The sequence below is a fragment of the Methanolobus sediminis genome, from assembly GCF_031312595.1.
GTDB classification, from domain to species: domain Archaea; phylum Halobacteriota; class Methanosarcinia; order Methanosarcinales; family Methanosarcinaceae; genus Methanolobus; species Methanolobus sediminis.
On sequence record NZ_CP133592.1, the window covers coordinates 2,699,012 to 2,712,620 of the forward strand.

The window sequence follows — 13,609 nt, forward strand, 5'->3', positions numbered from 1 at the left end:
CAGAACAAAACATTATTGATTGATAGGACTTACGGCATTTGATAGATGAAGTCAAGTATAAAGAGTCTTGCACAAATATTGAGAATCAGGCAACTAGGCACTACCTATCCACTATTATTTAATTGTATACTACAAGTCATTAATTAATGCTGACAAATTCAACCATATTTTCAGCCAGACTTATATTGTGCTCTTTGTGATAGCTATCACCAACTTGCATATTTGTTTTCATTGCTTTACCCATCCATCCTGGTATATGTAAGTACGTGCTCAAATTTATGAGCTATTATATTATTTAAAAAAGAATGTAAGGAAACCCTACAAACTATTCTTCTTTCACAATAACGTACTCATCCTTTCTCGTCTTAGTAAGATATACAACTAATCCCAGGATGGTCACGAGAAAAACTGTGCTTATCTCCATTGTACTTAGGGCAAGGCCACCTGCACTAAGAGGCTGCGACAGATAGTCACCAATAGAAGCACCGAGAGGACGTGTCAGGATATAAGCTATCCAGAAGGCTGTAACTGAATTCAAATTAATGCGATAGTATGCCACGGTTACTATTCCTATCATTGTAGCAAACATAAGGGCTGACTTCCAGTAACCCACATCAAATCCCTCTGATACTAAATCACCGGCAGCAGTACCCAAAGCAAATGTGAATAGAATAGCAAACCAGTAGAATGCTTCCCTCTTGGCTGTGTAGATGGAGTGAATGGACAATGTCTTCTCACTTTTATACCATAGTGCAAATGTTACTATTAGTGCAAAGGTGAAAATAATAGTAGTTGTCTCCAGGGGGACGCCGTAGTTGTCCACTAAATTATCGGTGATCAATGTACCGACAACGCTGATCATCACAACAGATAGCCAGTAGATTGCTGGCACATACCTTTTTGATCGAAACTGGATGAACAGTGCGATAAGCAGGAAACTGCTCATGATTATGGTAGTTTGAGTTAAGCCTAGGTTTAGATTAAATGTAAGGAAGTCTGCAGCTGTTTCACCAACGGTTGTTGCCATGATTTTTATGATCCAGAAAAAGATTGTAATTTCTGGAACCTTGCTCAAAATCTGTCGGCTTAGTGACGAAGAAGAAGCGACTTCATAAGGAGCAGATGAGTTATTCTCATCCTTATACGGGTTCATTTTCGAATCATCTCACTTTTAATTTTAGTTGTTTATTAAATACACCAGCATTTAACAAATCAACAGACTCTAGATTAATAATTGAAAATATACTCATTCTGGTACAGTATTCGAATATTAATACAGTACTCGAATTATCGGAACAAATTAAACCATCAGATATCTTCCATTAACCTTTGATATGCAACAAGTTAGATTGAAAAAATCAGCACAGATCTACATGAAAAAGAATATGATATTATTGGTTTCAAAACAGGGGATTCAACCGTGTGGATTGAAACCCTTTAACTCTACTTTATCGTCGATGATCTCGATATATTCCAGCTTATGTTCGTCACCAAATCCCAAGCTTCCGGTATTTGCAACCCTTCTGCCGTCATCCACATATGCATCATGAGTATGTCCGTATATCAGATACTGTTCAGGACGCATGTGTAACTGGAAATGTCTCGTATCTGATCCGGCAAGATCCCTCATTTCTTTAAAAATATTGTTCTTCAGGTAGTTCCTGATCCTTCTTTCAGGTGGCTGTCGCATGGACATGAATGCTGACCTGGGTTCACTTGGAAATTTCTTCAGGTCGTCCCATAAAGAGCGTTTGGACAGTATATTATCCCATAGTTTGTCGGCTGCATTGCCTGTGATATGGCTGGCAAGGCATATTTGCTCGCAGAAAGTCTCATACACCTTCATGGATCGGTAAAAAGGATTAGACAGCACCTCTAACTGGTATCCGTGGAAAAAGAAGAAATTCAGTTCCTTGCTCCTTATCACTGCGTGTTTTTTGATTTTGAATGCCAGGTCTTTCTTTAGCTCTCGGGAAAAAAGTACTTATTTTCCAAGAAAAACCAATTGAAAAGAAAATTATTGATTTTGATAATTTTGGTAGAGAATTTACTAACAAAAAAGATTTGCTAAGACTAATAACTGATTATTTTAAATAAACTTATTTTAAATTTTATATTTGTACGTTAACTCTATAGAAGCGTACACTTTTTTCGCCTTGTATATATCCCAGCACCTGGTTTTTGGGATATATAACTCTAATTATGGCAACGCTTTTGCATAAAATGCACATAACCTCGTTTTTATTCCACCTTGTAATTTTTACACATCAATTAATTAAAAGAGATAACACTGTTTACTTTTACATATAATTATTTTAGATAATATATTATAGTTTAAAATCAATAACATATTGTGGACTAATAATCTACTATATGAACATTTTAAGGAGGAGTGGGAATGTCAGATGCCGTAGGTTTTGTAGTAGTGTACAATAAACCAGACGATACTAAAAAATTTGATACGCGATATCAGGAACATTTGGGTTTGTTTAATAAGACTTTTGGGGACATCGTAGAAAATACGAGAATTTTAAAGTTAGATGATGAAATATTTTACCAATTCAGCATAGTAGAATTCAAACCTGGTACAGACTTTGATGCTTTGATGAATTCTTCTGAAATGAAAGCTGTGATTGGAGACGTACTGACATTTGTTCCCGAAGACAAAGTCAAGCTTTTGCCAATAACACAAGCTCTCCCTTGTTCACAATAGTGAACAAGGTTTAATTATGCATTTTTACTGTGTTAAACTGTTATAGTAAAATGAATATCAACTATAAGGCTTAATGGGGTATACAAATGACAAATGTAAGGAGAGATAGCACTGCATTCATTATCGTGGATGCGCAGAACTTCGTTCTTCATGAGAAAGGAATTGCTGCAAAATGGGGAGTATGGAAAATTGCCCGTGAAAAAGGTATTGTGGAGAACACGGTCAAAGCCATTGAAAGATTCAGGGCAGAAAAGATACCTATAATCTTCGTAAATATGGAGCTGCGACCTCAGATATCACAGGCGCTAAATGCGAACCTGCCTGATATAGATTTTTGGAAACCGATAAAGGGACTGGATTTTACAAAAATAACCCGCGAAGAAGGAGAATTTCAGGGAAAGGTCATCGAACAATTCACACCTCATCCTGAAGATCTCATAGTCGCAAAACACCATACGATGAGTGGTTTTCACGGAACAGACCTTGACAGGATACTCAGGTCTCTACACTATGATACCCTGCTCTTTGGAGGTGCCATTACAAACCTCTGTGTTGAAGGGACTGTAAGGGGAGCTTTTGACAGAGGATATAATAATATTGTCCTGAGCGATTGCGTTGCTTCAATTAGTGACGAGGCACAGAATTTTGCCATGGAATTTGTATTTCCGAAATTTGGCAGGGTTTGCACTTCAGAGGAGCTTGAGATCTTGTGAGGAAGATCTTCTAATAAAATTGACAAAAAATGTGGGGGAAAATATGACTGACGGAGATGTGACTGACAACAATAAAAAAGGGAATGACACTAATAAATTACAATGTCGGTATTGTATTGTACTGATGACAATTTTGTTAATGCTCGCAGGAGGTACACTTTATTATTTTAGTACAAACTCTAGAGCTTCTGAAATTTTACTCTGTATTCTGCTTAGCATTAGCGTGATTGCACTTCTATTAGCTCTCACCTTTGCGGCTTCTATCTTTAAGTGTCTTGGAATGAATAGTCCTAAGGAAGCTCTTGGTTTACCCAAAGGTAGTGTACGGGCCATAATTGCATTGAGTCTCATACTCATATTTATGATAAGTTCTGTGTTTTTCTTTACGCAGCTCTCTTATCCGAGACTTACTAATGAGATAGACTTTTCACAAGCGGAATATGATAATCTCTCGAAAGAATCGATTTTTTACTCCTATCCACATTATGTTAATGCAACGAACGAAACGCGATATAACGTTATGTTAAAAAAGGAACCAAATAAGGACAGTGTAGATATTGCAAAACAGATCATTACAACCATAAGCACGTTGGTCGTTGCAGTTGCTGGTTTTTACTTTGGTACGAAATCTGTCTCAATAGCCAGTGAAGCTGCAACGGGTAAGGAAATCGAAACAGGTCCTGATCCTCTTATTCGTGATATAGGCCCCAAAGAAGGCAAACAAGATGAATCGATACCAAACTTCACGATTACTGGAAAGAATCTAGAAGCGATAAAGGAGGTAAGACTCGATCACATTGAAAAAGATTATTCTATGAAGTTCGGAGCTGAAAGTATCATGTTAAATCCTACAAAGGTTATATTCACATTGAAAATACCCACAGACGCTCCTATAGATAAGTATAATGTGGTTGTTGTTAATGATGAACAAGTAGAGGATTGCTTTAAAGCTGCATTTAAAGTTAAGAACAAGGAGGATTAAACATCGGATGGTGGCACAAGTTCTTAAAAATAATTAATTTTGGCGATATGAGGGTGTTATATTCACCTCATAATCTTGGCTCTGTAGAAATCATCATTTGAATAATAAGCGCAACCGTGATATACCTGTCAAGGTTGTGCATTAATATCTTTAACTTGACTTCTTTTTCTTGATTACGGATAAAAGATTTATTCAGTTATATTCTCTCACATAATAAAAAGCGATTCTAAACATTATTTAAAATTCCCCTCCAACACCTTCACCGCTCCATGTCCATAATTCAGCTTCTTCCCTTGCCTAATTTTGTCCTTAATCCTCTTCAGTGTACTCCCATGATTAATCCCCATTGGAAGTACATCTTTAGGTTCTAGAGGAAGCACCCATTCATGAAACTCTTTAATGTTAAGATATGTCTCAATCTTATTACCTTCCAGTTCTTCAATTTCAACCTTGTTTGCCTCCTTGCCAATATACACACAGCCTTTAGGTTTCAAGTATCGCCTTTGTAGAACTCCAACATTCCCTTTAAATTTGGCTTCAGGATGATCTATGTAATCTAGGAACATATCGCTTAATGGCTTCCAATATTTTCTTCCCTGAAATTCATCTCCTGTATTGTAATCTATGAACTCTTTTTCAATTGCTGGGATATATACAACTCTAATTTTGGCAACGTTTTTGTAAGTAGAATACACAACCTTTTTTGAATTCATATTTTTAGTTCTAGATTTAACTTAATTAAAAGAGATAACACTGTTTACTTTTATATTAAATTTTCATAGATATTTTATAATACTTTTAAATCAATAACATATTGTGGAAAAATAATCCATAATATGGATATTTTTAGGAGGAGTGGAATGTCAGATAATATAGGATTTGTAATAGTGTAATGTAAAACTGAAAACAAGTCAGATATTAAGAATATGGGGGTAAACATGACATCAGAGGCTATTAAACCATGGGGTATGGAGCCCGAAAATGTAAATGGTGATTCCGCTGATGCTACACCTGCAAGTAGTAATTGCAAGCGGCGTGTAGCTATGAGAATTTTTTGGGCAGCTGTCCTTGCCAGTATTTGTTTTATTTATTTAGCAGTATCTGGGTGGCTAGACTTGGGAATACCTTATTATGTAGTTGTCTTTAGCATAATTGGTGGACTAATGTATCTTTTTGCTTCTACTGCAGGCGAATGGGAAACAGCTAAAGAAAAACTAAAAGATGATCCAAATAAATTAAATAAATTCAATAATCAAAATTTTTACGAGAAATTAAATGATTTCGGCATTCAAAGAAAAGCTTTGCGTGTACTGGCAGCTCCTCTACTGGCAATTGGAATATACCTGCTATTTGATCTGATATTTGTTGGCTTTAGTACAACAACCGAACCAGCAAATATCACCGAGAATTCAAGCATATTGGAAATAGTAACTGAGATACAAAATGCCGGTGATTCTGAAAAGATTATCATGATGAAAGCAGGCATATCTTTTCTGGTCGGAGCTTTTGTGAAACAATTCCTTACTTTAATCCGGGCATTAGCAGATGAAATAGGCGGAGGTAAAAAGCAGAAATAAATAGATTTTTTACTTCATAAAGAAGGGTAATATTTTCCCTTCTTTGATTAATTTTCAAGAAACTTATCTATTAACAAATTCACTGCCTCCTTTCCCACATCTCCAACCTTTCCTTCACATGAGCACTCAGACTAAACGGTTTATCAGCTTTAGAATTCTTTTTCATGTACTCAACTTTGCCATTCATCATAGAATTGAACTCAGCAGTGAGTTTCCTTGCTCTGAAGGTCTTAATTTGAGAGAATAGTTTTCTGCTCTGGTGAAATCTAAGAATAAGTTTTTCAACAGAAGACTTTATAGAAACATAAATAGTGGATGAGAATATATGAAAATGAATGGCAATACAATATTGATCACTGGTGGAGCTACCGGTATTGGATTAGCCCTGGCCGAAGCTTTCGTACAGGCAGGTAATAAGGTCATCATCTGCGCAAGGACCGAAGAGAACCTGAAGCAGGCTAAAGAAAAGCTCCCTCAGCTGCATATAAGAAAGTGCGATGTTTCGAAAGAAGAAGATTGTGAGGCATTATATGCCTGGGTAACTGCTAATTTTAAGGATATGAACGTCTTGATAAATAATGCAGGTATCCAGCGTATGATCGACTTCAGGAAAGGGACTGAAGATCTTATCAGGCATCGTATGGAAGACGGAGAGGACGAGATAGATGCTAACCTCAAGTCTCTTGTGTATATGACTGCACTTTTTACCCCTCATCTGATGAAGCAAAAAGAAGCCGCGATTATGAACGTTTCTTCGGGACTTGTATTTTATCCCATGCCTGCAGTTCCTATTTATTGTGCAACCAAAGCAGCGGTCCACACGCTCAGCATCTTGCTCAGACAACAACTGGAAGGCACTTCAGTCAAAGTATTTGAGTTGATCCCGCCAATGGTAGACACAAACCTCGATAAAGGTGCAAGGAAAGCCAGAGGACAGACATATTTCGGCATCACGACTGCCGAGCTTGTCCAACCTACAATGAAAGCCTTTGAATCAGATGAATACGAGATACGCGTGATCGACCCAAAGCTGGCATCAAGATAAAAAAGACGGTTGTCGATACATATTTGTTGATAACGTTAATTTGATAAGTTGATTAGATTTTTTACAGAATAATGTATATAGTCATCTCTCTTTTAATAAAAAGAGTGAGAAGATGACTCAAAATAAAAGATATTTGGAGTGGGGTATTAGTTTTTGGATTGGAATTGGTTTAATGAGCATAATAAATGTTTGGAAAATTAGCCAAAACCGTAATCCAATTTTATATTCTGAGATTATGTTTGGGATTTCTATAATTTTTATAATTGTAGCTGCAATTTTAATAAAAACTAAAAAATAGGCTAGTATAATGAAGGGTAATCTCATGATCAGTTTCCCGAAACATATGTTGATACGGATTTCCTTAATACTGCTTCTTATAAACCTGATAACGTTCTACGGGGTTGCAAAGGTACCTTTAGGTTTTGTTCTCAGCGTCATCATCCTTGAGATATTTGTGATAGCAGTGTCATTTGCATATTTGGTTCATATATACAAGCTTAAATGGTGACCCATCTTCATCCATTCAAAGAATCATTCTTCTTGCAAGTTCCTGTAAGCTTCCAGGACATCCTGGACTGACTCGAAGATATGGTCCCTGCCGATCATTTCAGTTATACCGTCCCTGTCAAGCTCATTCATAACAGGCTGCACCACATCACTTAATACAAGAGTGATATTCATTTGTTGCAACTGGGTGCATACATTTTTAAGCGCCTCTATAGAAGTGAAATCGATATCTTCGATGTTCGTTGCAGAAATACAAAACCATTTAAGTCCCCCATCTTTGTTGGCAAGTGCAATTATTTCTTCTCTGAAACGGGTTTCGTTAGCAAAGTAAAGGTTTGAGCCAAAACGGTATATCAACAGGCCCTTAACAGCTTGCTGCCCTTTTTCGAGTGGAACTGTCCTCATGGCTCCTCCCTGTTTTGGAACAAGCAGCAGGTTAAGTGGTCGGTAACTGTGGCGCAGGTGAGCAATAACCGAGAGTACTATAGATATCACAATTCCCTGCTCAACACCTATAACTACAACTGTCATAGATGTTATCAGGGCAACGTTGAATTCGACAGGACGCTGTCTGTAAAGAGCAGCCATTCCTTTTGTATCAATAAGTCGCAGACCAATGAGAAATACCACCGATGAAAGTACGGCAGTGGGCAAATAGGCGAATGGCCTGGTAAAGAACATCAGAACTATCACAACAATAAAGACAGTTGTGAGCTGGGTAAGCTGGGTACGCCCTCCGGCACTTCTGACCATTTCGGTTTTTGTCGGACTGCCATTGACAACAAAAGTACCTGATATTCCTGCTGCTGCATTGGCAAGGCCAAGTCCGATGAGATCTGAGTTTTCGTTGAAAGTGTCGGAAAACTTCATAGCATAAGCCCGGGACGTTGCAGCACTCTGGGCGAGGATGATAATAAAACAGGCCGCTGAAATGTTAAGAAGCTTTGGAATATCTGAAAGTGTAACCTGAGGCAAAGCAAGATGAGGCAAACCCCCGGGTATCGTATTAAGAATAATGATCCCGTAAGAGGAAAGATCGAACATCCAGCTTGCAGTAATTGCCCCGACGATTGCTATTAGTGCACCGGGGAATTTACTCCCAATCCTTTCGCTAAGAACTATAACCACGATTACAGATAATGAGACTAAAAGCGTGGGAACGTTTATAAGAGCCAGGGTTTTTAATAAAGATGAGGGTAAAGATAAAAGATGAATTAACGTTCCATCTAATCCAGTGGCTATCCCTAACATCCCACCAAGCTGTGAGATCGAGATACGGATACCTACGCCGGATAGAAATCCTATCAGGACTGTATGAGAAAGGAAATCAGCCAGAAAACCCAGTTTCAGCATGCCTGCAATAAGGATCAAGATTGCTGCAATCAGAGCGATCATCCCGGCATATGCAACGTATTGAGGAGATTCCGGCACTGCCATTGTTATCAGTCCGCTCGCTATTATCGCCGCAGTTGCAGAATCGGCTCCGACTACAAGATGGCGGGATGAACCGAAAATAGCAAAAGCTAACATAGGAAGCAGAATTGTGTAAATTCCGGTAACTAAAGGCATACCTGCAATCCTGGTGTACCCCATAACTTCAGGAATGGCAAATGCTGCGAATGCGATTCCTGCAGTGATTTCCATAGGTATTTGTTTAGGACTGGATGGTAATGCTCCTTGTAAAAGAGGAATGTGAAGGAACTTTCCCGGATTTTTTGCAGGCTTCATATTCGTTTTAATCTCCTATTAATAATTCATCTATAATCTTTACTTTTATTCCTTCAACAAACTTCTGGTCATTTTACGGAAGAAGTTTTTATTTTACCTTTCCATGGCTCTTGATTCTCATAAGCTTGATATTGAGCAAATTAAGTCTTAACATTGATACTCCTAGGAAGGAGAATAGTAGTTAGTAACTTATCATCCCAGGTTAGAAAAGTAACCTGACTCTTGATGTTATTAGGTGCTTGATTAAACTATAATTTTAAACCAGATAATGACATTTAACAGATAAATAAATATGAATACTTCCATTCAGCCTTGTCCTGACCGCCTGTGAAAGCATTGGAGCAGCACGGGGTATTCCAAGAAAAATAAATGTGCAAGCTTTGGCAATATATTAATAAGGATGATGTGCAACGGACATTGTCACAATGGTTTCGACCGCATTATGAATAAAAATTTCTGACCGCGTGTTATAACAGGATCCTGTTGAACTCAGTTCATGCTGCAGGATCAAAAGAGGAGGAATCTATGTCTATAGTAGCTGTCTCTGATGTGCATCTTGGTATGAAGGGAGCAAAAGAAGATGAATTTACAGAATTCGTAGATTATTTGAATGAAAGGAAGGTCAAACACCTTGTACTGCTGGGGGATATTTTAGTAAAGGACGGATTACCTCATGATCAGTTTTCCGAAACAGATGTTGATACGGATTTCCTTAATACTACTTCTTATAAACTTGATAACGTTCTACGGGGTTGCAAACCTACTGTTAAGTTTTGTTCTCAGCGTCATCGGCCTTGAGATATTTGTGATAGCAGTACATTTTGCGTATTCGGTTCGTAGATACAAGCTCAAATGGTGAATGATTGGAATTATTTTAAAACTCAATTCATAGTCACTTAATGCATTTCTTTTTAGGATATCTATAACTATAGCTTTAAACTCTTAGTTTGAGAAACACAGCCGTCCAAAAGAGCTTTTTATTCACATCACTTACATTAAATTAAGTTAAAGTGCTAATTATCCATTTCACATTCCTGCTCTTAAAATTCAAATCCTCTCCCTTTGCTTTTTTCTTCAAATAAGCCAACGCACTCCTATGCTTGATTCCGAGTTGTATTGCTAAGCTTCTTGAAATAGTGCGGACCTTGTTTAATCCCTTCTGTTTCATAATCAAGGAAAGAATCATAAACAATACTCTGTGAGCATTAGAAAAAGGAGCTAATGGTTTCACTGCCTTTCCATTTTCTTCAAGGATCTGAAATCCCACAAATTAGATCGATGAGATTGAAAGTCACCATCAATAAAATAATGTAAGAAAAGTATGCAAAGAAAATAACGAGAGTATAAGCACCACGATTATCTCTTGAACTACTTTTCAAATCCTAGTTTTCATTGTTTGTCTGTTCTTTCTTATTCAGGAAAGATGAAACAGTTTTCTGAATGAATACTATTTCGTCAAGTGAGAAATACATGAAGACATCCTCACCAGTATGACGGTTGTATTTCCTGATACGTAACCATCTGTCAGAATAAGAGCTTATACGGGTGTAATTTTCACTATTACAGTGCATAAACTCCTTTCCGTTATTACATATCTCCATATTTGATTAGAGTTTCAGATCGAACTTATACTTATGTTATATATTTTCCATAGACGTAAGTGTACTATAGAGCAGTATATAATTGTGGTATTTTTGGGGAACAAAAACTGGATAATGCCAATAAATGCCAGCATTTATCAGCTCAATATTTTCTCTAATTCCTGCACAAGGAGTTCGTAATTCTTTTCCAGTTCAGGTAGCATTTCCATAACCTTGTTCATCTGTCTGGAACTTGCCTGCACCTCTATTCAGGAAGAAACAGAACTCCTTTTAAATTAACAATATGTTTTCAACTGAAAACAAAAAAGTATTTCTAAAAGTGAATGTATGTCCTTTCAAAAAAGAACAAAATGAGTTAAGAATCATTTTGTTACTGAATGTGCAAAGTTTATATGCTTAAGCACATGTTGGTCTGTGCATTCTTTTAAGTAACGGCTTTCGATATCTGATGGGCTTAAGTTTTCCACAAGGTCAAATCCTAAACATGCGAGATTTTCCTCTAATACCAAAGGGTTGAAGCCTCCTGTTTTTCTTGGCTCATCTATCTTTTCCAGATATTCCGTTGATTTTTGTAGTTGTTGAGACTTCTTCTCAAGGTTAATCTCATTAAGATCCATATAATCGAAAACAAGGGTGCTACCAGAAGAACTAATGTTAGCAATAAAGCGCAGTGTTGTTTCCACTTCATCCTGGGTTAAGTAATTAATGACGCCAAGCCAGCTAAAGAAGGTTTTAGCTTCAGGATCGTAAGATGACAAGTTCGTAAGTTCAGTTTCCAAATTTTGCTTGGTGAAATCAATTGGAACTAAATGTAGATTTTCTGGATTTTTCCACCCCAACTCTGCATATCTTTGAAGTTTAAATTCCTGTGTTGCAGGATGGTCAATTTCGAAAACGTTTAATTTTTCCATTAAATCCTGTCGTCGAAGTGCAAATGTGTCCATCCCTGCGCCAAGAATTACATATTGAGTAACTCCCTGTCTGATAGCTTCCTCCAGGATATCTTCGGTGTATCGTGAACGGGTGACAATATTATTTGTTGCCGGTACAAAAACCTCCGGGATAATCTGCTGCTTGATCTGTTCTTGCACGTCTTTGGGTACCAGATCATTGGCTAAAAAATCATCAAATATTTTGTCGGTAGCATGTATGCAGTGATGGGCACGCATGTAAGCTGTCCATAGTGAAGTATTACTAACCTGGTTATCGTCCATCTGATTATCACCTTTTCATTCAGATTTCATTTTTAAGCTTATAGAGTGGAGTAAACATTTAATTTTGCTCAATAATGCTTCAGGAATTCTAGGAGTTGCGAATGATTTCACTCATTTTTGCAGTATCTTCAGTAAATATTTGTTGGTGCAGTGTTTGAGTGGAAAGATAAAACTCCGTTTTCAAGTCTCCTTCCCCTGTCATATCTTCCAATTATTTTAATGTACTCATCTGCTTAATTCCAATCTTGCTTGATTCAGTAAGTATAAAACCAAATATGTATTGAGTATCTTGCAGGCTTTTTTGAGCGATATCTTATTTTAATGAAAAAGAACACCTGCTAACATTTGGATATTACGGAAATATCCTGAGAAACGATCTTTACCCTTATTTATCCTAGTAAAGTCTTTAATAAAGAATATAACTATAATAAGAACGGAAAAATAAAAAAGAAAAGGAGCTTAAACTACAGCTGCCTTTTTCTCTGTTTTTGCTGCGTTTCCTTCCATTTCTTCTTCCACAGCTTCAGCATCTTCTCTTGTCAAAGCTGCTATAAGGCATCCTCTTGCAATAGAGTAAATAGGGTCCTTAGAATCAGACAATGTGTACTTGTTCTTCTTTACCTTTGAGATGTTGATCGGAAGGTTAGCTTCAGATATCCTGCTTTCAAACATTTCCATGAAGCCCTTTGCACGGCTGCTTCCACCTGCAATTGCGATTGGGAATTCTGCGTCAGGAGGTGCGACCTCTGATAGCTTCTTTTTAAGGTTTCCAATGATGTATGTTATCAATGCATCATAGTAAAGTGCGATTGCACCCTGTACACTTCCAATTTCATAATCTGAACTGAATGAGAAATCAGTTTCCTTTATAGAAGTAATTCTTTCGATTGCAACGCCTGTGGCACTGGCTACCTGTTCATCTATCCAGTCTCCACCTCTTGCAATACTGAATGATACAATAGGGGTAGCAAGATATGCAACGGTTATGTTTGTCATTCCTGCACCTACACTTATACCAATTCCTGTGAAATTGAAGTCTCCCAACTCAGAAAAGACCACTGCCAGACCTTCATCTATAAGTTTTGTCTCATATCCCAGTCTTCTTGACAGAGCTTCAACGGTTTTACTGTGGTAAAGAACATTCACTTTACTGTCTACAGGGGCTGCAGGGACTGAAATATATGCAATTTCTCCTGCTCTCTGTGGTGCACCAAGAACTCTTTCAATGATCAGTTTTATCATTGGAATTGATTCTTTTTCATCCGGGCTGATGATTCCCTGATGCATTGGTCTTCTGATAGGTTTGTTAAAAACATTTGAGAATTTGAATGCATCTTCTCCTAATACGCTAATTGTATCGCCTTTCTGAGTGTATAATATCTTGGCACTGTCCAGCATGTTCTGTGCAAGATCTCCTGCCTCCATTTCTAAAAAAGCGTTTCTCTGCTGTGCAAATGCGATAGAATCTCCTTTTCCTTTTTCTGCACAGATTATATTCATAGTCCCAACATCAAGTCCTTTTGCCATGT

The 13,609-nt window shown here is 37.4% G+C and carries 13 protein-coding genes; 6 read left to right on the plus strand and 7 right to left on the minus strand.

Features of this window, described 5'->3' with window-relative positions:
* Window positions 1-325: 325 nt before the first annotated feature.
* Together RE474_RS13290 and RE474_RS13295 are read right to left on the minus strand one after the other, a co-directional pair.
* A complete protein-coding gene (locus tag RE474_RS13290) occupies window positions 326-1,153 on the minus strand; it encodes a COG4705 family protein (protein ID WP_309310844.1) in 828 nt (275 codons plus the stop codon).
* 261 nt (window positions 1,154-1,414) lie between these two features.
* Complete coding sequence (locus RE474_RS13295; RefSeq protein WP_309310845.1) at window positions 1,415-1,846, minus strand: hypothetical protein; 432 nt, start codon at window positions 1,844-1,846, stop codon at window positions 1,415-1,417.
* Window positions 1,847-2,398: 552 nt separating this feature from the next.
* On the opposite strand from RE474_RS13295, the gene RE474_RS13300 reads away from it, so the two are divergent.
* From RE474_RS13300 to RE474_RS13310, 3 genes are all read left to right on the plus strand, one after another.
* Window positions 2,399-2,713 carry an EthD domain-containing protein gene (locus RE474_RS13300; RefSeq protein WP_309310846.1) on the plus strand — a complete coding sequence of 105 codons (315 nt, stop codon included), beginning with the start codon at window positions 2,399-2,401 and terminating at the stop codon, window positions 2,711-2,713.
* A gap of 86 nt (window positions 2,714-2,799) precedes the next feature.
* Complete coding sequence (locus RE474_RS13305; protein WP_309310847.1) at window positions 2,800-3,426, plus strand: cysteine hydrolase family protein; 627 nt, start codon at window positions 2,800-2,802, stop codon at window positions 3,424-3,426.
* A gap of 43 nt (window positions 3,427-3,469) precedes the next feature.
* Window positions 3,470-4,408: a hypothetical protein gene (locus tag RE474_RS13310; RefSeq protein ID WP_309310848.1), complete on the plus strand. Its 939-nt coding sequence runs from the start codon at window positions 3,470-3,472 to the stop codon at window positions 4,406-4,408.
* A gap of 233 nt (window positions 4,409-4,641) precedes the next feature.
* On the opposite strand, the gene RE474_RS13315 is transcribed toward RE474_RS13310, so the two are convergent.
* Complete coding sequence (locus tag RE474_RS13315) at window positions 4,642-5,121, minus strand: hypothetical protein (protein ID WP_309310849.1); 480 nt, start codon at window positions 5,119-5,121, stop codon at window positions 4,642-4,644.
* Window positions 5,122-5,346: 225 nt separating this feature from the next.
* On the opposite strand from RE474_RS13315, the gene RE474_RS13320 reads away from it, so the two are divergent.
* Window positions 5,347-5,985: a hypothetical protein gene (locus RE474_RS13320; protein ID WP_309310850.1), complete on the plus strand. Its 639-nt coding sequence runs from the start codon at window positions 5,347-5,349 to the stop codon at window positions 5,983-5,985.
* Between the two features lie 325 nt (window positions 5,986-6,310).
* Window positions 6,311-7,030 (plus strand): SDR family oxidoreductase, encoded by a 720-nt coding sequence (locus RE474_RS13325; protein ID WP_309310851.1) that lies wholly within the window; start codon window positions 6,311-6,313, stop codon window positions 7,028-7,030.
* Between the two features lie 531 nt (window positions 7,031-7,561).
* Here the strand turns inward: RE474_RS13325 and RE474_RS13330 are convergent.
* Window positions 7,562-9,265 carry a SulP family inorganic anion transporter gene (locus tag RE474_RS13330; protein ID WP_309310852.1) on the minus strand — a complete coding sequence of 568 codons (1,704 nt, stop codon included), beginning with the start codon at window positions 9,263-9,265 and terminating at the stop codon, window positions 7,562-7,564.
* A 525-nt stretch (window positions 9,266-9,790) separates the two neighbouring features.
* Here RE474_RS13330 and RE474_RS13335 point away from each other — a divergent pair.
* Entirely contained in the window at window positions 9,791-10,063 is a 273-nt protein-coding gene (locus RE474_RS13335) for a hypothetical protein (protein ID WP_309310853.1), read from the plus strand.
* Between the two features lie 584 nt (window positions 10,064-10,647).
* Here the strand turns inward: RE474_RS13335 and RE474_RS13340 are convergent.
* The 3 genes from RE474_RS13340 to RE474_RS13350 all read right to left on the minus strand — a co-directional run bounded on the left by RE474_RS13340 (window position 10,648) and on the right by RE474_RS13350 (window position 13,607).
* A complete protein-coding gene (locus RE474_RS13340) occupies window positions 10,648-10,836 on the minus strand; it encodes a hypothetical protein (protein WP_309310854.1) in 189 nt (62 codons plus the stop codon).
* 392 nt (window positions 10,837-11,228) lie between these two features.
* Entirely contained in the window at window positions 11,229-12,080 is an 852-nt protein-coding gene (locus tag RE474_RS13345) for a class I SAM-dependent methyltransferase (RefSeq protein ID WP_309310855.1), read from the minus strand.
* A 459-nt stretch (window positions 12,081-12,539) separates the two neighbouring features.
* The gene (locus tag RE474_RS13350; RefSeq protein ID WP_309310856.1) at window positions 12,540-13,607 is read right to left on the minus strand and encodes a disk-shape morphogenesis protein volactin; all 1,068 of its coding nucleotides are present in this window, start codon (window positions 13,605-13,607) and stop codon (window positions 12,540-12,542) included.
* Between the last annotated feature and the right edge of the window lie 2 nt (window positions 13,608-13,609).

Bases quoted from the DNA above. Each gene is read 5' to 3' on its own strand.
- RE474_RS13290 (WP_309310844.1), bottom strand. From the start codon at position 1,153: ATGAACCCGTATAAGGATGAGAATAACTCATCTGCTCCTTATGAAGTC.
- RE474_RS13295 (WP_309310845.1), bottom strand. From the start codon at position 1,846: ATGAAGGTGTATGAGACTTTCTGCGAGCAAATATGCCTTGCCAGCCAT.
- RE474_RS13300 (WP_309310846.1), top strand. From the start codon at position 2,399: ATGTCAGATGCCGTAGGTTTTGTAGTAGTGTACAATAAACCAGACGAT.
- RE474_RS13305 (WP_309310847.1), top strand. From the start codon at position 2,800: ATGACAAATGTAAGGAGAGATAGCACTGCATTCATTATCGTGGATGCG.
- RE474_RS13310 (WP_309310848.1), top strand. From the start codon at position 3,470: ATGACTGACGGAGATGTGACTGACAACAATAAAAAAGGGAATGACACT.
- RE474_RS13315 (WP_309310849.1), bottom strand. From the start codon at position 5,121: ATGAATTCAAAAAAGGTTGTGTATTCTACTTACAAAAACGTTGCCAAA.
- RE474_RS13320 (WP_309310850.1), top strand. From the start codon at position 5,347: ATGACATCAGAGGCTATTAAACCATGGGGTATGGAGCCCGAAAATGTA.
- RE474_RS13325 (WP_309310851.1), top strand. From the start codon at position 6,311: ATGAAAATGAATGGCAATACAATATTGATCACTGGTGGAGCTACCGGT.
- RE474_RS13330 (WP_309310852.1), bottom strand. From the start codon at position 9,265: ATGAAGCCTGCAAAAAATCCGGGAAAGTTCCTTCACATTCCTCTTTTA.
- RE474_RS13335 (WP_309310853.1), top strand. From the start codon at position 9,791: ATGTCTATAGTAGCTGTCTCTGATGTGCATCTTGGTATGAAGGGAGCA.
- RE474_RS13340 (WP_309310854.1), bottom strand. From the start codon at position 10,836: ATGCACTGTAATAGTGAAAATTACACCCGTATAAGCTCTTATTCTGAC.
- RE474_RS13345 (WP_309310855.1), bottom strand. From the start codon at position 12,080: ATGGACGATAACCAGGTTAGTAATACTTCACTATGGACAGCTTACATG.
- RE474_RS13350 (WP_309310856.1), bottom strand. From the start codon at position 13,607: ATGGCAAAAGGACTTGATGTTGGGACTATGAATATAATCTGTGCAGAA.